Source organism: Pseudomonas sp. MPC6 (assembly GCF_006094435.1).
In the GTDB taxonomy this organism is placed as follows: Bacteria; Pseudomonadota; Gammaproteobacteria; order Pseudomonadales; family Pseudomonadaceae; genus Aquipseudomonas.
Map to the genome: position 1 here is coordinate 5,039,580 of NZ_CP034783.1, position 23,043 is coordinate 5,062,622.

The 23,043-nt window shown below is 61.4% G+C and carries 22 protein-coding genes; 6 read left to right on the top strand and 16 right to left on the bottom strand.

Annotated elements, in window-relative coordinates:
- Positions 1-5: 5 nt before the first annotated feature.
- Complete coding sequence (locus ELQ88_RS25200) at positions 6-3,476, top strand: PAS domain-containing hybrid sensor histidine kinase/response regulator (RefSeq protein ID WP_138968482.1); 3,471 nt, start codon at positions 6-8, stop codon at positions 3,474-3,476.
- A 213-nt stretch (positions 3,477-3,689) separates the two neighbouring features.
- Here the strand turns inward: ELQ88_RS25200 and rmuC are convergent, their stop codons facing one another.
- Both rmuC and ELQ88_RS25210 read right to left on the bottom strand, forming a co-directional pair.
- Positions 3,690-5,054: a DNA recombination protein RmuC gene (gene rmuC, locus ELQ88_RS25205; RefSeq protein WP_178084771.1), complete on the bottom strand. Its 1,365-nt coding sequence runs from the start codon at positions 5,052-5,054 to the stop codon at positions 3,690-3,692.
- 175 nt (positions 5,055-5,229) lie between these two features.
- Positions 5,230-5,553, bottom strand: a complete 324-nt coding sequence (locus ELQ88_RS25210) for a sel1 repeat family protein (RefSeq protein ID WP_138968486.1) — start codon at positions 5,551-5,553, stop codon at positions 5,230-5,232.
- Positions 5,554-6,550: 997 nt separating this feature from the next.
- Here ELQ88_RS25210 and ELQ88_RS25220 point away from each other — a divergent pair.
- The 5 genes from ELQ88_RS25220 (at position 6,551) to ELQ88_RS25240 (ending at position 11,372) form a co-directional block, all read left to right on the top strand.
- On the top strand, positions 6,551-6,775 hold the full coding sequence (locus tag ELQ88_RS25220) for a hypothetical protein (protein ID WP_007898912.1): 225 nt from the start codon (positions 6,551-6,553) through the stop codon (positions 6,773-6,775).
- Between the two features lie 275 nt (positions 6,776-7,050).
- Positions 7,051-7,536 (top strand): hypothetical protein, encoded by a 486-nt coding sequence (locus tag ELQ88_RS25225; RefSeq protein ID WP_128873321.1) that lies wholly within the window; start codon positions 7,051-7,053, stop codon positions 7,534-7,536.
- 145 nt (positions 7,537-7,681) lie between these two features.
- Positions 7,682-8,953 (top strand): outer membrane protein transport protein, encoded by a 1,272-nt coding sequence (locus ELQ88_RS25230; protein ID WP_138968488.1) that lies wholly within the window; start codon positions 7,682-7,684, stop codon positions 8,951-8,953.
- Between the two features lie 405 nt (positions 8,954-9,358).
- On the top strand, positions 9,359-10,687 hold the full coding sequence (locus ELQ88_RS25235; RefSeq protein WP_128873319.1) for a potassium transporter TrkG: 1,329 nt from the start codon (positions 9,359-9,361) through the stop codon (positions 10,685-10,687).
- A complete protein-coding gene (locus ELQ88_RS25240) occupies positions 10,677-11,372 on the top strand; it encodes a TrkA family potassium uptake protein (protein ID WP_228761562.1) in 696 nt (231 codons plus the stop codon). The genes ELQ88_RS25235 and ELQ88_RS25240 overlap by 11 nt, the downstream gene beginning before the upstream one ends.
- A 75-nt stretch (positions 11,373-11,447) precedes the next feature.
- Here ELQ88_RS25240 and ELQ88_RS25245 read toward each other — a convergent pair whose 3' ends face one another.
- The 14 genes from ELQ88_RS25245 to cobO form a co-directional block, all read right to left on the bottom strand.
- Positions 11,448-11,999 (bottom strand): redoxin domain-containing protein, encoded by a 552-nt coding sequence (locus tag ELQ88_RS25245; protein ID WP_128873317.1) that lies wholly within the window; start codon positions 11,997-11,999, stop codon positions 11,448-11,450.
- A gap of 56 nt (positions 12,000-12,055) precedes the next feature.
- Entirely contained in the window at positions 12,056-12,178 is a 123-nt protein-coding gene (locus ELQ88_RS34990) for a hypothetical protein (protein WP_256579139.1), read from the bottom strand.
- Positions 12,175-13,383 (bottom strand): MFS transporter, encoded by a 1,209-nt coding sequence (locus ELQ88_RS25250; protein WP_128873316.1) that lies wholly within the window; start codon positions 13,381-13,383, stop codon positions 12,175-12,177. Before ELQ88_RS25250 ends, ELQ88_RS34990 begins: the two co-directional genes overlap by 4 nt.
- A 51-nt stretch (positions 13,384-13,434) precedes the next feature.
- Entirely contained in the window at positions 13,435-13,839 is a 405-nt protein-coding gene (locus tag ELQ88_RS25255) for a MarR family transcriptional regulator (RefSeq protein ID WP_128873315.1), read from the bottom strand.
- 142 nt (positions 13,840-13,981) lie between these two features.
- On the bottom strand, positions 13,982-14,716 hold the full coding sequence (locus ELQ88_RS25265; protein ID WP_138968490.1) for an adenosylcobinamide-GDP ribazoletransferase: 735 nt from the start codon (positions 14,714-14,716) through the stop codon (positions 13,982-13,984).
- A gap of 2 nt (positions 14,717-14,718) precedes the next feature.
- Entirely contained in the window at positions 14,719-15,294 is a 576-nt protein-coding gene (cobC, locus tag ELQ88_RS25270; RefSeq protein WP_138968492.1) for an alpha-ribazole phosphatase family protein, read from the bottom strand.
- Positions 15,291-16,346: a nicotinate-nucleotide--dimethylbenzimidazole phosphoribosyltransferase gene (cobT, locus tag ELQ88_RS25275; RefSeq protein WP_128873313.1), complete on the bottom strand. Its 1,056-nt coding sequence runs from the start codon at positions 16,344-16,346 to the stop codon at positions 15,291-15,293. The genes cobC and cobT overlap by 4 nt, the downstream gene beginning before the upstream one ends.
- Entirely contained in the window at positions 16,343-16,864 is a 522-nt protein-coding gene (gene cobU / locus ELQ88_RS25280) for a bifunctional adenosylcobinamide kinase/adenosylcobinamide-phosphate guanylyltransferase (RefSeq protein ID WP_138968494.1), read from the bottom strand. The genes cobT and cobU overlap by 4 nt, the downstream gene beginning before the upstream one ends.
- Before the next feature lie 150 nt (positions 16,865-17,014).
- Positions 17,015-18,466: a cobyric acid synthase gene (locus ELQ88_RS25285; protein ID WP_138968496.1), complete on the bottom strand. Its 1,452-nt coding sequence runs from the start codon at positions 18,464-18,466 to the stop codon at positions 17,015-17,017.
- The gene (gene cobD, locus ELQ88_RS25290; RefSeq protein ID WP_138968498.1) at positions 18,463-19,455 is read right to left on the bottom strand and encodes a threonine-phosphate decarboxylase CobD; all 993 of its coding nucleotides are present in this window, start codon (positions 19,453-19,455) and stop codon (positions 18,463-18,465) included. The genes ELQ88_RS25285 and cobD overlap by 4 nt, the downstream gene beginning before the upstream one ends.
- Positions 19,448-20,356, bottom strand: coding sequence for an adenosylcobinamide-phosphate synthase CbiB (gene cbiB, locus ELQ88_RS25295; RefSeq protein WP_128873311.1), 909 nt, complete (start codon positions 20,354-20,356; stop codon positions 19,448-19,450). Before cbiB ends, cobD begins: the two co-directional genes overlap by 8 nt.
- A complete protein-coding gene (gene bluB / locus ELQ88_RS25300) occupies positions 20,353-21,003 on the bottom strand; it encodes a 5,6-dimethylbenzimidazole synthase (protein ID WP_138968500.1) in 651 nt (216 codons plus the stop codon). The genes cbiB and bluB overlap by 4 nt, the downstream gene beginning before the upstream one ends.
- The gene (locus ELQ88_RS25305) at positions 21,000-22,409 is read right to left on the bottom strand and encodes a cobyrinate a,c-diamide synthase (RefSeq protein ID WP_138968502.1); all 1,410 of its coding nucleotides are present in this window, start codon (positions 22,407-22,409) and stop codon (positions 21,000-21,002) included. Before ELQ88_RS25305 ends, bluB begins: the two co-directional genes overlap by 4 nt.
- The gene (gene cobO / locus ELQ88_RS25310) at positions 22,406-23,017 is read right to left on the bottom strand and encodes a cob(I)yrinic acid a,c-diamide adenosyltransferase (protein WP_128873310.1); all 612 of its coding nucleotides are present in this window, start codon (positions 23,015-23,017) and stop codon (positions 22,406-22,408) included. The genes ELQ88_RS25305 and cobO overlap by 4 nt, the downstream gene beginning before the upstream one ends.
- Positions 23,018-23,043 lie beyond the last annotated feature (26 nt).

The following is a 23,043-nucleotide window of genomic DNA, read 5'->3' on the forward strand; positions in this document are numbered from 1 at the left end:
TTCCCATGTCGCTGTCCAGCGGGCTGATCGCCACCGTCGCCCTGGCCTATATGGCCATCCTGTTCGCCATCGCCTTCTACGGTGACCGGCGCAGTGCGCCCTTGCCACCGCGCGTGCGTGCCTGGGTGTACAGCCTGTCGCTGGCGGTCTACTGCACCAGCTGGACCTTCTTCGGCGCCGTGGGCCAGGCCGCCGAACAACTCTGGTCATTCCTGCCGATCTACCTCGGGCCAATCCTGCTGCTGGTCTGCGCGCCGTGGGTCCTGCAGAAAATGGTGATGATCAGCAAGCAGGAGAACATCACCTCCATTGCCGACTTCATCGCCGCGCGCTATGGCAAGTCCCAGGCGCTGGCGGTGGTGGTGGCGCTGATCTGCCTGGTCGGTGTGCTGCCCTATATCGCGTTGCAGCTCAAAGGCATCGTGCTCGGGGTGAACCTGCTGATCGGCGCGGGCGCGGACGCCACGGGCACTCGCGCCCAGGATACGGCGCTGGTCGTATCGCTGGTGCTGGCGCTGTTTACCATCGTCTTCGGCACCCGCAACCTCGACGCCACGGAACACCACCGCGGCATGGTGCTGGCGATCGCGTTCGAATCCCTGGTCAAGCTGTTTGCGTTTCTCGCGGTCGGCGCGTTCGTGACCTACGGCCTCTACGACGGTCCCGGCGACCTGTTCGATCAGGCCATGCTCGCCCCGCGCCTGGAAGAATACTGGAAGGAAACCATCAACTGGCCATCGATGGTGGTCCAGACCGGCGTGGCGATGATGGCGATCATCTGCCTGCCACGACAGTTCCATGTGACCGTGGTCGAAAACATCGAGCCTCAAGATCTGCGAGTGGCCAAATGGGTGTTCCCGGCTTATCTGGCGCTGGCGGCGTTGTTTGTGGTCCCGATCGCCCTCGCCGGTCAGATGCTCCTGCCCAGCTCGGTCCTGCCGGACTCTTTCGTCATCAGCCTGCCCCTGGCGCAGGCTCACCCGGCCCTGGCATTGCTGGCGTTTATCGGGGGTGCCTCGGCGGCGACCGGCATGGTGATCGTCGCCAGCGTGGCCCTGTCGACCATGGTCTCCAACGACATGCTGCTGCCGTGGTTGCTGCGACGCAACAACGCCGAGCGGCCGTTCGAAGTGTTCCGCCAGTGGATGCTCTCGGTGCGCCGGGTCACCATCGTGGTGATCTTGCTGCTGGCCTACGTCAGCTATCGCCTGCTGGGCTCGACCGCGAGCCTGGCAACCATCGGCCAGATCGCCTTCGCCGCCGTGACCCAACTGGCCCCGGCCATGCTCGGCGCGCTGTACTGGAAACAGGCCAACCGTCGAGGTGTATTCGCCGGTCTCGCCACCGGGACGTTCCTCTGGTTCTACACCCTGATTCTGCCGATTGCCGCCTCCAGCCTGGGGCTGTCCTTGAGCAGTTTCCCGGGTTTGACCTGGCTGCACAGCAACCCGCTGCACCTGCCGATCCCCCCCCTGACCCAAGGTGTGGTGCTGTCCCTGGCGGGCAACTTCACCCTGTTTGCCTGGGTGTCGGTGCTGTCGCGCACCCGGGTGTCGGAACACTGGCAGGCCGGTCGCTTCATCGGTCAGGAAATCAGCGCCCGTCCCAGCTCCCGCTCCATGCTGGCGGTACAGATCAATGATTTGCTGCAATTGGCGGCACGCTTCGTCGGTGAAGAACGGGCCCGTCAGAGTTTCATCCGTTTTGCCTACCGCCAGGGCAAAGGCTACAACCCGAACCAGAACGCCGACGGCGAATGGATCGCCCACACCGAGCGCCTGCTGGCCGGTGTGCTCGGCGCTTCCTCGACTCGCGCAGTAGTAAAGGCGGCCATCGAAGGTCGGGAAATGCAACTCGAAGATGTCGTCCGGATCGCCGACGAAGCCTCGGAAGTGCTGCAATTCAACCGCGCGTTGCTGCAAGGCGCGATCGAGAACATCACCCAGGGCATCAGCGTGGTCGACCAGTCACTCAGGCTGGTGGCGTGGAACCGGCGCTACCTGGAGTTGTTCAATTATCCCGACGGCCTGATCAGCGTCGGGCGCCCGATTGCCGACATCATTCGCTACAACGCCGAACGTGGCCTGTGCGGGCCCGGCGAAGGGGAGGTGCATGTCGCCCGCCGCCTGCACTGGATGCGCCAAGGCCGCGCGCATACTTCGGAAAGATTGTTCCCCAATGGACGGGTGATCGAGCTGATCGGCAACCCGATGCCGGGCGGCGGTTTCGTCATGAGTTTCACCGACATCACCGCGTTTCGCGAGGCCGAACAGGCGCTGACCGAAGCCAACGAAGGCCTGGAGCGACGGGTCACCGAACGGACCCACGAACTGTCGCAACTCAACGTGGCCCTGACGGAAGCCAAGGGCACCGCCGAGTCGGCCAACCAGTCGAAAACCCGGTTCCTGGCAGCGGTCAGCCATGACTTGATGCAACCGCTGAACGCGGCACGATTGTTTTCTGCAGCCCTTAGTCACCAGGACGACGGCTTGTCCGGGGAGGCGCAGAAACTGGTGCATCACCTGGACACCTCTCTGCGCTCGGCCGAAGACCTGATCAGCGACCTGCTGGACATATCCCGCCTGGAAAACGGCAAGATCAACTCGGATCCCAAGCCGTTCGTGCTCAATGAGTTGTTCGACGTCCTCAGTGCCGAGTTCCAGGCGCTGGCCCGGGACCAGGGGCTGAAATTCCGGGTCAGGGGCAGCACGTTGCGGGTCGACAGCGACAGCAAACTGTTGCGGCGGATCTTGCAGAACTTCCTGACCAACGCTTTCCGCTACGGCAAAGGGCCGGTGTTGCTGGGGGTCAGGCGGCGCAAGGGCGAATTGTGCCTGGAGGTCTGGGACCGTGGCCCGGGGATTCCGGAAGACAAGCAGCAGGTGATTTTCGAAGAATTCAAACGCCTCGACAGCCACCAGACCCGCGCCGAGAAAGGCCTGGGGCTGGGCCTGGCGATTGCTGACGGCTTGTGTCGAGTCTTGGGCCACACCTTGCAGGTTCGCTCCTGGCCAGGTCGCGGCAGTGTGTTCAGCGTCACCGTGCCATTGGCCCGGGCGCAAACCGCGACGCCGGCCAAAGTCGTCGAATTCAACGGCAAACCATTGAGCGGCGCGCAGGTACTGTGTATCGATAACGAAGACAGCATCCTGATCGGCATGAACAGCTTGCTGACACGCTGGGGATGCCAGGTCTGGACCGCACGCAACCGCGATGAGTGCGCGGCGTTGCTCAACGACGGGATGCGTCCGCAACTGGCACTGGTGGATTACCACCTGGACCATGGCGAGACCGGGACCGATCTGATGGCTTGGCTGCGCACCCGATTGGGCGAACCGGTGCCGGGCGTGGTGATCAGTGCCGACGGGCGACCCGAGATGGTGGCGCAGGTGCATGCGGCCGGGCTGGATTACCTGGCCAAACCGGTGAAGCCGGCGGCGTTGCGGGCGTTGTTGAGTCGGTATTTGCCGTTGTAGCGTGATATTTGGGGGCGGTGTAGCCCCCGAAAAGATCGCAGCCTGCGGCTTCCTGCAATCGTGCAGTCGGCGCGATCCCTTGTAGGAGCCGGCTTGCCAGCGAAGAGGCCATCACCTGCGACATCAATGGCGCCTGACACGTCGCCTTCGCCAGCAAGCCGGCTCCTATAACCGCGTGCAAACCCGATCCCGCAGGCTGCGATCTTTTGATCTTTACTCCGGCAACTCCGCCAAGCCATCCACATCCGTCATCGCCCGCTCCAGCAAATCTGCCGGCAGGCTCTTGCTCGCCCGCGCGCCCAGCAACTTGAGCTGCTCACTGCGACTGACCAGGTTGCCTCGTCCCTCCGTGAGCTTGTTGCGCGCGGAGCTGTAGGCCTTGTCCAGTTGCTGCAAGCGATTGCCGACTTCATCCAGATCCTGAATGAACAATACGAACTTGTCGTACAGCCACCCGGCTCGCTCGGCGATTTCCCTGGCGTTCTGGCTTTGGCGCTCTTGTTTCCACAGGCTGTCGATGACCCGCAAAGTCGCCAGCAGCGTTGTCGGGCTGACGATCACGATATTGCGGTCGAACGCCTCCTGAAACAGCGTCGGCTCGGCCTGCAGCGCGGCGGAAAACGCCGCTTCGATCGGCACGAAGAGCAAGACGAAATCCAGGCTGTGCAAACCGTCGAGCCGCTTATAGTCCTTGCCGGACAGGCCTTTGACATGATTGCGCAGCGACAGCACGTGTTGCTTGATGGCGATCTGGCCGATGGCATCGTCTTCGGCCGCCACGTATTGCTGATAGGCCGTGAGGCTGACTTTGGAGTCGACCACCACCTGCTTGTCGCCCGGCAGATAAATGATCACGTCCGGCTGGAATCGCTCACCGTCCGGGCCCTTGAGATTGACCTGGGTCTGGTATTCGCGCCCCTTCTCCAGGCCCGCATGCTCCAGCACCCGCTCCAGAATCAACTCGCCCCAGTTGCCCTGGGTTTTCTGCCCTTTCAAGGCCCTGGTCAGGTTGGTTGCTTCATCGCTCAGGCGCAGGTTCAACGCCTGCAACCGCTCCAGTTCCTTGGCCAGGGAGAAACGCTCACGGGCTTCGGCCTGATAACTCTCCTCGACGCGTTTTTCGAAGGACTGGATGCGTTCCTTCAACGGGTCCAGCAACTGCCCCAGACGCTGCTGACTGGTTTCGGCAAAACGCTGCTCACGCTCGTCGAAGATTTTGCCGGCCAGCTCCGCAAACTGCGCACGCAGCTCGTCTCGCGAGCCTTGCAGGTCACTGAGACGCTGCTGGTGGCTTTCCTGCTGCTCACGTAGCTCGGCGTTGAGCGAGGCGGTCTGGGCGTCCAGACGACGCAACTCGGCTTCTTTGCCGGCGCGCTCCAGATTCCAGGCGTGGGCGGCATCGCGGGCGTCGTCACGCTCGATCTGCAGCAGTTCCACTTCACGGCGCACGGCGGCGAGGTCCGCTTGCCGGGCGGTGTTGGCCTGGCCCAGATCGGCGATTTCATCGCGGCAGGCTTCGAGTTGGGCGTTCAGTCCATCCTGGGCCAGATGGGCCGTGGCCAGGCGCTCTTCCAGCAGGGCCACCTGCGACTGCATCGCGCTCGCCCGGCGCTGTAATTGCCAGGCCAATACCAGTAACGGCAGCGCAGCACCCGCCAGACCGAGCAATGCGCTGGTCAAGTCCATAGCCATAGCCACTCCTGCCCTTTCGATAAAACTTGAAGGTTAACCAAGGCGTCAGGTCTTGGACAGCTCAGTCTTCGATCAGACCCAATTCCTGCAGGGCGCGTCGATCCCCGGCCCGCGCAGCCTGGCGCAGCAGGTCCTGACCGATTCGGCGATCCCGGGCATTGCCGCACTCGCGGCACATCAACTGACCGAGACGACTTTGCGCGGCGACGACGCCTTCACGGGCCGGTTGCTTGAGCAAACGTCCGGCGATGTGTTTGACGCTGGTGTTTTCACCCAGGCGCGGGCTGTCGAGCAACCACTCGGCCACCCGCATCGAGAAACGCTTGGGCGGGGTAACACTGGCGGATGTGGAAGTGACTGAGATTGATACTGAGCGAAACTTCATAACGCACTGTGGGACAGATCGGAAGGCGCGCCACTCTACTCTTTTTTTCTTACAGGTAAAGCCTAAAAAAAACCGGCACGCCCGTCCTAGAGCAAGCGCTCGGGACAATCCACAGAAGCTGTGGATAACTCAGTGGACAACCGCCTTTGAACTCTCGCAAAGCCCTATGGAATGGGGCCCGCAGTCAAACTGACGATTTTTTCACCAGTAAAAAAAAGCGATGTTTTTCATTGACTTAAATTTTGGTTACAGGCACCCACCCGGGTTGAAGGCAAGATGACAGCGAGGTGACAGCCCGCGCAACTGATGTGCACAAGTACCTTTCAGGCGGTTATATCGGGGCGTTTTTTCGGAGCATTTTCGTGTCAAGCCTGGGGATAAACCCTGGCAAACCCTTGATGCAGCCCGGTAAAAACTCGATAAACATCGGCGACCGATTGTCGGAATCCGGGTTATCACAGGGCGAGATCGCCGGTCTTGAGCTTCTCTCGGAGCCCAACGCGCGAAGCAAAAAAAGCGCTGCCAGGCATCTTTTTTGCCCGAGCCCTTCCCTTTGCAAAACCAATCCGTTACTATCCGCGGCGTTAGTACCAAGCTGAAAGTCAATTCTGGTCGAACACTCCCCCCGGTTAGCCTTCCCAAAGGAAGCTTCCACCGAACAAGCGGGATCGACCACCTCGATGGTTTCCAGGTAATCCTTGCGTCAACACTGCCTTTGATCGAAAGCAAAGGGTGTTGCGAAGTTCACTTACTCTGACCGAACCAACCTGCAAATTGATCAGGATCTTCACCCCGGGCCCAGAACCTTTGCCCTTGATGTGTTGCCTGCCCTCCTAAGTACCTACCTGCCAGCCCAAGCGCGCCAATTATCAGCGCTTCAAACTGGCTGCTTTGTTCCAGTCGGGTTCTTCGATCGACCAATGGTGGTCGTCGTCACTGGAACGTTTAAATTTTGCACGGCTCTTATCCGTGTCGCTTGTAGGAACACCCAATGACTATGTCTACTCAAATCCACACCCAGGATGCTATCCGCACCCTGACCAACGCTTTTGCACCAATGAACTGCCTGATCATGGCCGCTCGCAAAGGCTGCTTCAGCTTTACCCTGGTCAACGAACACGGCATCGCCCGTCACAGCGAACGCCTGTACCCCGATCAATACTCCAGCGCCGAGCCGCTGCAGGCCGTGATCGAGCGTACCCGTCAGGCACTAGTTGCCTGATACGCCAGCAAGACTGAAAACCGTAAAAGCCCTGCTCAAAAAGCGGGGCTTTTTATTGCCCGATATTTCCCAGTTAGTCGCCGCGGCCTAAGTACCAACCGATATAACGGTTATAACTCGAAGCCGGAAATATTTTAAAAACAGTCCTTTACGGCGCGAATATGACACTACACTTCAACTCAAGCGGCTTGTTCCGCTTCCGGCGAGCCTGAGCCGATCCACTGCTGCCAAGGCCCCTTCAGGACTCGCCGACTACTTCACGTTTCGAGGGTGATATGGGTATCGCTGCCAGCGAACTGTGCCGTTATGTGATCCGTCCGACCCTGATTTACCTCGGACGCCATAGCGCAACTGCCGAATCCCTGCTGCTGGGCATTGCCGCCAGCCAGTCTGCCCTTGGTTCCGCCCTGCATGACCGCCGTGGACACGGCCTGTATCGAATTGCCGAGCCCCGCCACCAGGCGCTCTGGGACCACTACCTGGCACTGGACCCGGATCGCGCCAGCCTGGTTCGCGGGCTGGCAAGCCAACATGCATTCCTCAGCAGCCCGAATCTCGAATTGACCGTCAACCTGCGTTACGCCACTGCCATCGCCTGGCTGCTGGTAGAAGAACAGAATACCCCGCTCCCCGAAGCAGCAGATGACCTGATGGGAATGGCCCGCATCTGGCGCCAGACCTTTCAGCCCCAAGGACGTCTGCGTGACTTCACTTTCGCCTGGCAGACCTGTGTCTCACCGCTGAATCAGGTCGCTTGCTGATCCTCATTTTCGCAAAATCCTGCAACTTGTCGCGAATCTGGTCGGATTGTCCTACAAAACCGCTCTAAATCAGGGGTTACAGGCTATAGCGCCCGGACGAAATTCTTGGTAATTTTCGCCCCGGTGATCACCAGGAGTTCTAATAATGAAAAAAGTAATGCTCAAAACCACCATTAGCCTCGCCGTTACCTTGGCATCCGCCCAAATCTTTGCAAGTGGCTTCGCCCTCAACGAACAAAGCATCAGCGGGATGGGTACAGGTTTTGCCGGGCGATCTTCTGCTGCCGACGACGCATCCACCATTTTTGGCAACCCTGCCGGCATGTCTCGCCTCAAACGCGAACAAGTGACCGGCGGTGTCGCATTTATCGATGCACACACTGACATCAGTGATGCCAGCTCCCGCCCGAATGGTGGCACCAACAAAGGTGACATGGTCCCTTTCATGGGCGTGCCCATGGGCTACTACGTAAAGCCAATCGATGACCAGTGGGCATTCGGCATCGGCGTGTACGCTCCATTCGGCCTGGTGACCGATTACGAGAACGGCTTTGCCGGCCGTTACTTCGGCAGCAAGAGCGAAGTCAAGATCGTCACTATCCAGCCAACCGTCAGCTATGCATTCAACGACAAGGTTTCCATCGGTTTCGGCCCGACCATCAACCGCATCGACGGCAAGCTGGAATCGAACCTGTCGCTGAACCCGCTGGCACCGGACGGCGAAGTCAAGATCAAGGGTGACGACACGGCACTGGGCTACAACGTCGGTATCCTGGTGCAAGCCACCGACAGCACCAGCGTCGGCCTGACCTACCACTCGAAAGTGAAGTACAAGCTGGAGGGTGATACCAAGGTCAACTACGGCCTCCTCGGCGCCCTGGGGCAGAACCCGAACCAGAAGTTCGACGCTTCGCTGGACATCACTACGCCTGAATCGGTCGACTTCTCGGTCACCCACAAACTGGACTCCCAGTGGACCCTCTACGCAGGCAGCACCTGGACTCGCTGGAGTCGCCTGAAAGAAATCACCGTCGAGAACGAAGGCGTTCCTGCCGCTCTGTCCGCACGCGGCTTCGGCACCATCACCGAAGAGCAGAACTGGCACGACACCTGGGCTCACGCTATTGGCGCGTCCTACCAGTTGAACAAGCAATGGGTACTGCGGACCGGTCTGTCCGTTGACCAGGCGCCGACCAACAACGAAAACCGCTCCCCACGCATCCCGACTGGCGATCGCACAATCTTCAGCCTCGGTGCTGGCTATAGCCCGACCGACGACCTGACCATCGACGTGGCGTATTCGTACCTGCATGAAGAGTCGGTCAAGGTCAACGACAACAACGGCCGCCAGGCCTACGACGCCAAGTATGAAAACTATGCGAATGGTTTCGGTGTCGGTGCGACCTACCGCTTCTGATGATTCACGGCGAACCTGATCGCGTCGCCGCCTGAATTGAAAAAGCCCCGCTCTCTTGCACAGAGGCGGGGCTTTTTATCGGACGGCGATCGCCCCCCACCCCTGTGGGTGCTGGCTTTGATACAAAGGGACCGACGGCGCGTAAAGAAATAATAAATTTTCGCCCCACAGTCAGCCGTGCAATACATGTAGATATTGAATCTGGGGTAGCATCCGGCACCTGAATCGGCTTCTCGCAGAAAAGAGCCTCTTGCTCCCGGGTTCGCGCCCAGCATGCAGGGTTGTGTTCTGGAATACGCCTGAATTTACCGTGCCTGTGAGCTACGGTTGTACCTATTCTGAGAAGCGGCCCTCGATGCGCGTAAGCTCTCGCCCATACCTCCCGACCTTGCTGGCGACCTTTAAATGAAATCATTGCTTCATCCAGCAAGGGCTGTCGCTCTGGTTTTTCTGGCCGCAATACTCGTCGGCAGCGCCCTTCTGATGCTCCCGATATCCCACGCCGAAGGTAGTGCTACGCCCTGGGTGACTGCATTTTTCACAGCGGTATCGGCCGTATGCGTTACCGGGCTGGTAGTGGTGGACACCGGTACTTACTGGTCAACCTTTGGTCAGTCGGTGATTCTGCTGCTGTTCCAGCTAGGCGGCTTCGGCATGATGACTGTGGCGACCTTGCTGGGCTTGATGGTCAATAGCTCCTTTCGTCTGCGCACCAAAATGATCGCCCAGTTCGAGTCACGCTCATTGAGGTTGGGCGACATTGCCAGCGTGGCCAAACTCGTGCTTGTGGTGACATTTGCCCTGGAGCTCATTATTGCCCTGTCGCTCACCCTCCGATTACACCTGGCCTATGACCTGCCATGGGCTGAAGCGGCGTGGAGCGGTCTGTTTCATGCCGTATCGGCATTCAATAACGCGGGCTTCTCCATCCATCCGGACAGCCTGATGCGCTATGCCACAGATGCATTTATCTTGCTACCGGTCATGACCGCGATTGTTATCGGTGGCATCGGCTTTCCCGTCCTGCATGACTTGCGTAGCAGATTCAACGATCCCCGCCATTGGTCACTGCATACCAAACTCACTCTGATTGGCACGACAATACTGCTGTTGGGCGGTTTTTTCACTTTGCTGGTGTTTGAGTGGTCTAACTCGGCAACACTCGGCCCCATGCCGTTTGCCGATAAAGCTCTCTCGGCGGCATTTGCTTCTGTTTCTGCACGTACAGCCGGGTTTAACTCGATTGATATTGGCGCGCTGACCCAAGAGAGTTGGGCAATACACTACTTCCTGATGTTTGTGGGGGGCGGTAGCGCGGGAACCGCTGGCGGTGTCAAAGTCGGTACCGCCGCCATCCTGGCCATACTGATCATTGCTGAAATTCGAGGCCACAGTGACAGTGAGGCATTTGGCCGGAGAGTCGGCGCCTCCGCGCAACGCCAAGCCATCACGGTGCTCATGCTTGGCAGCACCATGATTGTGCTGGGGACGCTGTTCATCTTGCGCGAAACTGATTTCCCCACCGACCAGGTCATATTCGAAGTCATCTCTGCGTTTGGCACGGTCGGCCTGTCCACCGGAATCACCGGCAATCTACCTGAGGCGAGCCAATTGATGCTGACTCTGCTGATGTATGTCGGGCGGGTCGGGACCATCACGCTTGCGGCGTCACTGGCCCTGGGCGAGCACCGCATGCCCTATCGCTATCCAGAGGAGCATCCAATTGTTGGCTAAATTTCTGTTTACGGAGCAGTTTTCTTTTTCCAAAGGCGATAGCGTTGTGGTGATCGGCCTCGGTCGCTTCGGCAGTTCTGTGGCCCAATCGTTGATGCGGCTGGGCCATGACGTCATGGGCATCGACAGGGATGCTGAGCCTGTCCATGACTGGGCTGATCTCTTGACTCACACCGTCCAGGCCGACTCCACCAACGTCATGGTCTTGCGCCAACTGGGCGTTGCCGACTTTACCCATGCCATCGTGGGTATCGGTACCGACCTGGCGGCCAGCCTGATGACCATCATGGCGCTGACCGAACTGGGCATCCAGGATATCTGGGTCAAAGCATTGACCGCCGAACATGGACATCTTGCTCAGCGTATTGGCGCCCATCACGTTGTCTACCCGGAGGCGGATATGGGGGAACGTGTCGCGCACCTCATTACCGGACGGATGATTGATTTCATCGAGTTTGATGACGGCTTTGCAATCGCCAAAATTCACGCCCCGTTGTCGACTCAAAACAACACACTTGCCGACGCCAATATTCGTGAAAAATATGGCGTAACGGTCGTAGGACTCAAGCGCGCCAACGAAGACTTCCAGCATGCCACACCTGGCACCCTGATCCTGCCGGACGATCTACTCATCGTCTCTGGCTCGACTCATCTGATTCAGAAATTTGCGAGCCGCTCAAAATGATCAGAGGGCATCCAGCATTAACGGTGACTGATACACCGCTTTCGCTGGCAAGCCAGCTCCTGCAGGGGGGGGCGATCAGGGTTGGGAAGCCAGGGCTTTCTCCACGGCTTCGATGAATTCGGGATCGTCGGGCTTGGTCAGGCTGGAGAAATTGGCGATCACCTTGCCCTGGCGATCGACCACGTATTTGTAGAAATTCCACTTCGGTGCACTGCTTTGTCTGGCCAGGATCTTGAACAGATGAGTCGCGTCGTCACCACGGACTTTCTGCGGTTCGGTCATGGTGAAGGTCACGCCGTAATTCGCGTAACAGACCTTGGCGGTCTCGGCAGCGTCCTTCGACTCCTGCTTGAAGTCGTTGGATGGAACGCCAATCACCTCCAGCCCTTGATCCTTGTAACGCTGATTCAGCGCTTCAAGGCTTTTGAACTGCGGGGCGAAGCCACAGAAACTGGCCGTGTTGACCACCACCAGCGGTTTACCGGCGAAGCGCTGGCACAGGTCGATGGATTCCTTGGCGCGCAGTTTGGGCAGCGAGCCTTGCAAAAGGTCCGGGCACTCTGCCGCTTGAGCCAACCCGGTAAACGCAACCAGTAACGCAGGAACTGCCAACCAGCGCATCAGCATGTCAGGGCATCCTTGAGAGTTCGTCAGAAAACGAAGTTACTCGCCCTGACAGCCTGCTAGCAAGCACCCATGCCCAACTGCATCAAAGCCAGCCCGCCCTGATGCCAGCCCCACCACGCCAGGGCCAGCAGCGAGGCGCAGACAGCCGTCAGCGCAATCTGCGGCCAGAACCTGTTCATATCGCACTCATCCGGGTTTGCAGGCGCGCCACCGGCTGCTCACGCACCGGCCAGTTCAGGGCGGCGGCCAACAGGCTCAAGAGAATCGCTACCTGCCAGATCAAGTCGTAGCTCCCGGTTCGGTCATACACCACCCCGCCCAACCAGCCGCCGAGGAACGATCCGAGCTGGTGGAACAGGAACACAATCCCGCCGAGCATGGACAAGTTTCGTACACCGAACAAGGTCGCGACCGTACCGTTGGTCAAGGGCACGGTCGACAGCCACAGGAAGCCCATCGCCATGCCGAACAGATAGGCGCTGGTCGTCGTCACCGGCGCCCACAGGAACAACCCGATCACCACCGCCCGCAGCAAATACAGACCGGTGAGCAAGCGCGGCTTGGACATCCGCCCGCCGAGCCAACCCGCCGTGTAGGTACCGAAGATATTGAACAGCCCGATCAGCGCCAGCACCGTCGTACCGACGGTAGCCGGAAGATGCTGGTCCACCAGATAAGCCGGCAGATGCACGCCGATGAACACTACCTGGAAGCCGCAGACAAAAAAGCCGAACGCCAGCAGCCAGAACCCCGAATGGGAGCAGGCTTCGTGCAGTGCTTCGGACAGGGTTTGTTCATGCCCGAGGACCGGCAGCGGCTTGTCCTTGAGCATGCTCACCAGCGGCACGATCAGCGCCACCAGCAGGCCCAGCACCAGCAATGCCGCGGACCAGCCCAGCCAGCCGATCAACCCCAGCGTGCCGGGCAACATGGCGAACTGGCCGAACGAACCGGCGGCACTGGCGATGCCCATGCCCATGCTGCGTTTCTCCGGCGGCACCGCGCGCCCCACCACGCCGAGGATCACCGAGAACGAGGTGCCCGACAGCCCGATACCGATCAATAGACCGGCACTGAGCGACAAGGTCACGGCCGAGTCGGACAGACCCATGCACGCCAGGCCCAAGGCGTACAGCACCCCACCGATGGCCACCACTTTCGCCGCACCGAAGCGGTCGGCCAGCGCGCCGGTGAAAGGCTGCGCCAGTCCCCAGATCAGGTTCTGCAAGGCGATGGCGAAAGCGAATGTCTCACGCCCCCAGCCGAACTCGGCACTCATCGGCGCCAGAAACAGCCCGAAGCCATGCCGCACACCCAGGGACAACGCGAGAATCAGCGCACTCCCCAACAGCACCCATCCGCACGTACGCCACATCGATGTCATTCTTGTTCTCCATTTGCGGGTATATACCCGTTTATAAGCGGAAAACCGGCCTCAGGCCAGTTCATCCAACAGCTTCAGCAAGGTTTCGCGCTTCTCGGCGCCCAATCGATCAATCAGGCGCTGTTGGGCTGCCTCCCAGGCTGGCAACGCCGCTGTCAGGCGTTCCGCGCCGGCCTCGGTGAGCTGGACGATACGATTGCGCATGTCCGCGCCTTCGACCAGCCTGACCAGCCCTTCGCCCTCCAGCACCCGCAGATTGCGCCCCAGGGTGCTGCGGTCCAGGCCCATGGCCTCGGCCAGGGTGGAAATACTCGGTTGATCCAGACGCTGCAGATTGCACAGCAGAGAATACTGGGCAACGTTGATCCCGAAGCCATCGAGAGCGCCGTCGTAGTGCCTGCTGACGCCACGGGCGGCGCGACGCAGGTTGGTGCATAAACATTGGGAGTCGAGCATGATACGTGTATATACCCGCGGTTAAATGAAAGCAAATTTTTTAGACATTACACCGCCTGTAGGAGCCAGGCTTGCCGGCGAACAACGATGACGCGGTGCAACAGGTGCAGCGCGGCGCCTTATTCGCGGGCAAGCCTCGCTCCTACAGGAACAATGCGAGGCAGACGATCACTGTCATTTCCAGCAATTCCAGCAACGCCCCTGCCGTATCGCCCGTCGTCCCGCCCAATCGCCGCAGCATCGCGTGCCGCAACCAGGCAAATACCAGCGCTGCCAGCACGACGGCCAAAACCCCACTGAGTCCGGCCACCAGCACACAGGCCACCCCACTGACCGCCAACACCTGCATACCCGCCAGACGCGGCAGATGATCCGCCAGCGCCTGCCCCAAACCACCGGGACGCACATAAGGCGTGGTCAGGAACAACCCCAGCATCGCGCTTCGTGCAATCAATGGAACAATGATCAGCACAACGCTGTGGGGCTGCTCGATCAACGCCAGCAATGCGGCGAATTTGAGCAGCAGCACCAGCACCAGCGTCACCACCGCGATCGGCCCGCTGCGAGGGTCTTTCATGATCGTCAACGTGCGCTCACGGTCGCCAAACCCGCCGAGCCAGGCGTCGGCGCTGTCGGCCAGGCCATCGAGATGCAACCCGCCGCTGAGCAGCACCCACACGGTCAACAACAACGCTGCGTGCAGCAACAACGGCGCGCCCTGCAAGAGCCCGTCAAGCGCCCACAGAATCATGCCGAACAGCAACCCGACCAGCGGATAAAACAGCAGCGATCGACCGAGTTCTCGAGGCGCGGGCATGCCTGGCAGACGAATCGGCAGACTGCTCAGGAACTGCAGGGCGATCCAGAACGGCAGCATGCTCAGTTCGCTTCCCTGAGGGTGACGCCGGTCTCGACGCGCAAAGAAAACAGGGCACCATGACCGACTTCAACATTGAGCAACTGTTCGCGCGGCAATCCCCGCGCCTGGGCCAGCAACAAACGCATCACCCCGCCATGGCTGATCAGCAACACCCGCTGACCCGCGCAGCTCGCCTGCAAACGCCCGACCGCTGCCAATACCCGTGTCGAAAAATCCTCGACCCGCTCACCTTCAGGCGGCGTAAACGCATAGGGATCGGCCCAGAACTGACCCAACGCTTCGGCATCGGTCTCCATCAACGCGGCGGCGCTCTGCCCTTCCCAGGTCCCGAAGTGTAACTCCTGAAGGTCTTTATCCAGGAGCACGGGCAGACTCAGTTGTGCGCCGAGCTCCTCGGCGAACCGCGAACAACGCTGCAACGGCGAACTGACCAGGCGATCCCACGGCCCGCGCTCGAGCACCGCCGCCCGCATCTGCGCCCAACCTCTATCGGTCAGCGCATCGTCGAGGCTGCCGCGCAGGCCACCGCCGAGTTCGGTTTCGCCGTGGCGCAAGAGATCAAGGTGCAAGGTCATGCCGGACGATCCGCCACCGCAGCTTCGGCGAAGGTCGCCATCTGCCCGTGAAGATCGCAGGCCAGACGCAGCAACGGCACCGCCAACGCGGCGCCACTGCCCTCCCCCAGACGCAGCCCCAGGTCCAGCAGGGGTTCGGCGTTCAAGGTCTCCAACACATGGCGATGACCTGGCTCGGCACCGCGATGACCGAACAACAGCCATTCGCGGCAATCCGGGTTCAGGCGCACCGCAACCAACGCGGCAACGCTGCAAATGAACCCGTCCACCAGCACCGCGACGCCTGCCTGGGCACACGCCAGGTACGCGCCGACCAGCGCCGCGATTTCAAAACCGCCAAGGTTGAACAGGGTTTGCAGCGCGTCGCCACGATGCGCGCCATGCAACGCCAACGCGCGTTCGATGACCTGCGCCTTATGGCTGACGCCCGCCGCGTCGAGTCCGGTGCCCGGCCCGGCCAGATGCAGCACCGGGCAATCGAGCAAGGCACAGGCCAGGGCGCTGGCCGCCGTGGTATTGCCGATGCCCATTTCGCCACCGATGAACAACTGCGCGCCCGCCGCGATGGCCCGCTGCGCACTGTCGCGTCCGGCCTGCAAGGTGAGTTCGCCCTGGGCCCGAGTCATGGCCGGACCGTTCACGAAATTGGCGGTGCCCGGGCCGAGGTTGAGATGACGCACGCCCGGCAGATTCAGCGACGGCGTCACGGTGCCGAGGTCGACCACTTCAAGGGATGCTCCCAGTTGCCGCGCCAACACGCTGATCGCCGCACCGCCGTTGACGAAGTTGTGCAGCATCTGCCCGGTGACTGCCTGGGGAAACGCCGACACCCCTTCGGCGACCACACCATGGTCACCGGCAAAAATCGCGATCCACAGCTGATCCAGAGTCGGTTTTACCCGCCCCTGCAATCCGGCCAATTGCACCGCCACCGACTCCAGACGACCGAGGGAGCCGGCCGGTTTGGTCAGTTGCTGCTGTCGCGCCTCAGCCTGTTCGACGACTTGGGCGTCGATCGGCTTGCACGGGTTCAGCCACCAGGATCGAGTCATAAAGCAGTTCCTTTCAAAGTCAGGGGCAGGCCGGCGACGGTCAGGACGACGCGCTGACAGCGCTCGGCCAAGGCTTGATGCAGCCAGCCGGCTTCATCGACATAGCGGCGAGTCAGTTCGCCCAGCGGCACGACACCCATTCCGGTTTCGTTGCTGACAAAAATGATCTCGCCCGGCAGCGATGCCAGGCACTCGAGCAGGGCTTCGCGTTCGGCGACCAGGCGCTCGGCATTTTCGAGCATCAGCAGGTTGGTCATCCACAGGGTCAGGCAGTCCACCAACAGGCAGCGGTCAACGCTGGCGGTTTCGCGCAAGATGCGGGCGAGTTCAACGGGTTCTTCGATCAACGACCAGTCGGCCGGACGACGGGCGCGGTGATGAGCCACCCGTTCATTCATTTCACCGTCCAGGGGTTGGCTGGTGGCGATGTAGATCACCTGGAGTCCGGTGTCGGTTGCCAGCTTTTCAGCCAGGCGACTTTTGCCGGAGCGGGCGCCGCCGAGGATCAGTTGCAGCATGGTTCATTCCTTAAAATCTTCGGTGAGGCGACTGCCGCCTTCGCGAGCAAGCCCGCTCCCACATTTGATCGGCGTCTAACACTCATTTTATGTGCGCTGGAGATCTAATGTGGGAGCGGGCTTGCTCGCGAAGGGGCCGGCACAGGCAACTCAAAAACCACAGAGCTGACGCAACAGCCCGGTATCCAGATGCTTCTCCACCAGATCCGCCAACCGCTCGATATCGCGCTCGCGCAAGCCGTGATAATCCACTTCCTGCACCGCCTGCAAACCCGCCCAACGCAACAGCGCACTGCAGGCCGCCGGCGATTCGAACAGGCCATGCAAATAGGTGCCGAAAATCTGCCCATCAACACTTTGCGCACCGTCGCAGCGACCGTCATCCAACTGCACCGCAGCGTTTTCCAGCGCCGGCCCGGTGGTCACCCCGGCATGGATTTCATAACCAGTGACCGGCGCATCTTCCAGCGCCAGGCGCCCGCGGACATTGCGCAGCTGCTTCTCTTGTTCAAGCTGCGTTTCGAAGGCCAGCCAACCCAGACCGGCGCTCGACCCCGGCACACCTTCGAGGCCCAGCGGGTCGTGCACCTGCTCGCCGAGCATCTGCAGGCCACCACAGATGCCCAGCACTTTGCCGCCATAGCGCAGATGACGACTGATGGCGCTGTCCCAGCCATTGGCCCGCAGATACGCGAGATCGCTGCGCACGCTTTTCGAACCGGGAAGAATGATCAGGTCGGCGGGCGGGATAGCCTGGCCGGGGCCGATGAATTGCAAGTCCACTTGCGGGTGCAGACGCAGCGGATCGAAATCGGTGTGGTTGCTGATCCGCGGCAGCACCGGCACCAGCACTTTGAGTACCTGGTCCGCCTTGTCGGTCTGGCGCTGATCGATACCGTCCTCGGCTTCCAGGTGCAGGTCCATCACATACGGCAACACGCCGATCACCGGCTTGCCGGTGCGCGCCTCCAGCCAATCCAGCCCCGGCTGCAGTAACGCGAGGTCGCCGCGAAAACGGTTGATGATGAAACCTTTGATCCGTGCCTGTTCACTCGGCGACAGCAACTCGAGCGTGCCCACCAGATGGGCGAAAACCCCGCCGCGGTTGATGTCGGCAATCAGCACCACCGGGCAGTCCACCGCCTCGGCGAACCCCATGTTGGCGATGTCGCCGGCACGCAGATTGATCTCGGCCGGCGAACCGGCGCCTTCGACCATGACCACCGGATAAGCCGCGCTCAGCCGTTCATGGGACACCAGCACCGCTTGCATGGCGATGGCTTTGTAGTCGTGATAGGCCACCGCATTCATGGTCGTGACGGCGCGACCATGAATGATCACCTGGGCACCGGTATCGCTGTTGGGTTTGAGCAACACCGGGTTCATGTCGGTGTGCGGTTCAAGGTTGGCCGCCTGGGCCTGCACCGCTTGCGCGCGACCGATTTCGCCGCCATCGGCGGTCACGGCGCTGTTGAGCGCCATGTTCTGCGGCTTGAACGGCACGACGCTGACGCCCTGCCGGGTGACCCAGCGACAGAGCGCCGTCACCAGCGTGCTTTTACCGGCGTCCGACGTGGTGCCTTGCACCATCAACGTAGTCATTGGCTTTCCTTGGCATAGGCGTCGAATGCTTGCGCGAGACGTGTCCAGTCGGCTTCATCGGCGGGCAAGCCGAATCGCAGGCTGCTGTTGTGGGTGAACAAACGCAAGAGAATGCCGCGCCGGGCCATGAATTCATGCAGGGCTTCGGCGTGCTCGGTGATCAGCCATTGAAACAGCGCGCAACCGCCCTGGGGCGCGAACCCCTGTTGCGCCAGCAACCGCGCCAGGCGCTCGCTGGCCGCTTCGGTGCGCTGGCGTTGGCGAGCGTGCCCTTCGGTGTCCAGCAGGCAGGCCTGCCCCACTACCCGGGTCGGCCCGCTGACCGCCCACGGCCCCACCTGTCCGGCCAGCAATTTGAGCAGTTGGCGCTCGGCCAGCACGAAACCCAGGCGCACGCCGGCCAGGCCAAAAAACTTGCCGAAGGAACGCAGCACGATCAACCCGACCAGATGGGCAAAAGGCGCCAGGCTCAAGTGCGGCGTGTTGTCCATGAACGCCTCGTCCACCACCAGCCAGCCACCGCGCTGAGCCAGTTTCGCATGCCAGTCGAGCAGGCGACTCGGGGCCAGGCTCAGGCCGGTGGGATTGTTCGGGTTGACCACCACCAGCACGTCGAGACTGTCGAGAAAGAAGTCGACTTCCTGCTCCAGCACTTCACGCACGATATAACCGCTGCGGCGCCACGCTTCGGCGTGCTCGGCGTAACAGGGCGAGAGCACGCCGACCTTGCCGATGCGCCGCAAACGCGGCAACAGCTGGATCGCCATTTGCGAACCGGCCACCGGCAGTACTTGTGCGGCGCCGTAGTAATCGCAGGCCGCCTGCTCCAGACCGTCATCGGTTTCCGGCAATCGCGCCCAGGCACGCAACGGGATATCCGGGACCGCAAATGGCCAGGGCGCGAGGCCGCTGGACAGGTCCAGCCAGTCGGCTTCGGCGATGCCGTATTCGTGCGCCGCCTGGCGCAATCGACCTCCGTGCTCAAGCATGGAATTCAGCCCCCACGCACAGAATCAGCAACCATAACCATACCCCGCGCTTGACCAATTGCCAGCCACGGTCGATGGAGTCGGCATCCGCCGGCGGGCCTTCACCCAATTGCGGACGCTGATGCAATTCACCGTGATAGATCGCCGCCCCGCCCAACTCGACGCCGAGCGCACCCGCCCCGGCGGCCATCACCGGCCCGGCATTCGGGCTGTCCCAGGTCGGCCCCTGGGTGCGCCAGCATTTCAACGCCAGGCGAGTCTTGCCGAGCAGCGCGTAGGTCAACGCCACCAGGCGTGCGGGAATGTAGTTGAGCACGTCGTCGATCCTGGCCGCGGCCCAGCCGAAACGTTCGAAGCGGTCGTTACGGTAACCCCACATCGCATCGAGGGTGTTGCTCAGCCGATACAACACCACGCCGGGCGCCCCCGCCACGGCGAACCAGAACAGCGCGGCAAATACCGCGTCGCTGCCGTTCTCCAGCACCGATTCGGTGGCAGCCCGGGCGACTTCGGTTTTATCCAGTTCGCTGGTCTGGCGGCTGACCAGATAACCCACGCGTTTGCGCGCTTCTTCAAGATCATCGCTGCGCAGGGCCTTGGCCACTGGCTCGACGTGTTCACCGAGGCTGCGCATGCCGAGGGCACAATAGAGCGCGAGGATTTCGACGATCCAGCCGACATAAGGCGCCCAGGAAAACGCCGTGGCCAGCAAGGTCAGCGGCACGACCGCGATGAACCAGGCGGTGACGCCGTGACTGCGCCAGCCGCGACCTTCGCTGTTGAAGCGTTGCTCGATGCGGTCGGCAAAACGGCCGAACGCCACCAGCGGATGCCAGCGTTTGGGTTCACCCAGCAGCGCATCCAGCGCCACCGCGGCGACACTCAACAACGCCACACTCATTGACTCACTCCCCAATAATTTTCATACAACAATTCGCTAAGCGGACGCGCTTGCGCCCAGCCTTCCAGGGCAAGCATCGGCGCTGGATAAAACGCCTCGACCGGACCCAGGCACAGCACGGCCAACGGTTTGGCGCCAACGGGCATTTCCAGCAAGGCGGCCAGGGCTTGCGGCTCGAACAAAGAGACCCAGCCCATGCCCAGCCCTTCGGCACGGGACGCCAGCCACAGGTTCTGGATCGCACAGGACAAGGAGGCCATGTCCATTTCCGGCAAAGTACGGCGGCCGAAGATATGCCGATCGCGATCGTCCGTCAGCGCGGCGACCAGCACTTCGGCGCAGTCGTTGATGCCTTCGACCTTGAGCTTCATGAATTCGTCGCTGCGCTCGCCGAGGGCTTCCGCGGTGCGGATGCGTTCTTCTTCCACCAGCTGTTGGATTTTGCCGCGCAGGGCGCGGTCGCTGATGCGGATGAAGCGCCAGGGTTGCATCAGGCCCACGCTCGGGGCCTGGTGGGCGGCTTCGAGCAGGCGTCGCAGTAGTTCGGGCGCGACGGTGCCACCGCTGAAGTGGCGCATGTCGCGGCGTTCGGCGATGGCACGGTAGACGGCAGCGCGTTCGGCTTCGGAAAATGCGTTGTCAGTCATGGCCTCTTCGCGAGCAAGCCCGCTCCCACATTTGATAGCGGTGCCCATGAGGTCTCTGGTACGACGCGGTCCAGTGTGGGAGCGGGCTTGCTCGCGAAGGCGTCCTCACGGTCAGGCTCAAACAGTGCGGCAACCGCCGATGGATTCGACGGAAAATAAAAATGCACATAAGAGGCCGTCATCCGCCCCTGACGATAAACCGCCTCCGCCCCACGCCCGCCATTCGGGCTTAACCCACGGGCAATCGGCTCCAGCCCGGTACTGGTCAGCGAATGGTGATAAGTGTGCCCACGCAGCAACCCTTCCGGCAGTTCAACCGCCTGCAGGGCCAACGCCGCCAGACGCTTCTGCATCACCGCATCCCCGGCCAGCAAACCGACCAGTTCAGCTCGAGTGCCCTCGACATCGGTCAACGAATCCAGCAGATACAACATCCCGCCACACTCGGCCAACAACGGTTTGCCCGCCCCATGGTGAGCGCGAATCGCGTCGAGCATCGAGGTGTTCTGTGACAGCGCCACATGGTGCAATTCCGGATAACCGCCCGGCAGGTACAGACTGTCTGCGTCCGGCAATCGGGCATCACGGATCGGCGAGAAAAACAGCAACTCGGCGCCCATGGCGCGCAGCAGATCCAGGCTCGCGCCGTAGGTGAAGGCAAAGGCTTCGTCACGGGCCACGGCGATCCGCACGCCAGCCAGCAATGGCTCGGCAACGATCACATCGGGGGCGGCGAATGCCACGGCCGGCGGCAACGCCACCTCGCAACTGCTGGCCAGGGCATCGGCCGCGGCGTCGAGGCGCAGATCAAGATCGTTCAACTCGCTGGCCTGGACCAGCCCCAGGTGACGGCTCGGCAGTTCGATCCCGGTTTCCCTGGACAAGGCGCCATACCAGCGCAAGCCTTCAGTCAGGCTGCCCTCGAGCAATTGCGCATGGCGCAATGTGCCCACGCGGTTGGCCAACACTCCGGCAAACGGCAAGTCCGGCTGATAGCGCGCCAGCCCCAGGGCCAGGGCGCCAAAGGTCTGCGCCATGGCAGTGCCATCGATCACACCCAGCACCGGTACCCCGAAGTGTCGCGCCAGGTCGGCGCTGGACGGCGTACCGTCGAACAGCCCCATGACCCCTTCGATCAGGATCAGGTCGGCAACAGCTGCGGCTTCCCACAACAGTCGACGACTTTCCTGCTCGCCGACCATCCACATGTCCAGTTGATACACCGGCGCACCGCTGGCGCGCTCGAGAATCATCGGGTCGAGGAAGTCCGGACCGCACTTGAAGACCCGCACCTTGCGCCCCTGATTGCGGTGCAACCGGGCCAGCGCGGCAGTGACGGTGGTCTTGCCCTGACCGGAGGCCGGCGCGGCAATCAGGACCGCCGGGCAATGACGTGGTTGACTCACAATTCGACGCCTTTTTGCGCTTTGATCCCGGCCTGGAACGCGTGCTTGATCACGCCCATTTCGGTGACGGTGTCGGCCAGCTCGATCATTTCCGGTTTGGCGCCACGACCGGTGACCACCACATGCTGCATCGGCGGACGCGCCTGCAAGTCGCCGAGCACCTGATCGAGGTCGAGATAACCGTGCTTGAGCGCGATGTTCAACTCATCCAGCACCACCAGGCCGATGGACGGATCGCTCAGCAGTTCGCGGGACACTGCCCAGGCGGCTTCGGCGGCCGCGATATCGCGCTGACGATCCTGGGTCTCCCAGGTGAAGCCCTCGCCCATCACATGAAACCGCACCTGCTCCGGGAAGCGGCGGAAGAACAGTTCTTCGCCGGTGCTGTTGCGGCCCTTGATGAACTGCACCACGCCACACTGCATGCCATGGCCCAGGGATCTGGCGAGCATGCCAAAGGCCGAACTGCTCTTGCCTTTGCCGTTGCCGGTCAGCACCAGCAGCAGGCCGCATTCGTTCGGGGAATTGGCGATGCGTTCATCGATCACGGCTTTTTTGCGCAGCATGCGCGCCAGGTGACGTTCATCACGATCGGGGGTATCAGTCATGGGGAGCTCTCCGTTGAGGCTGGATA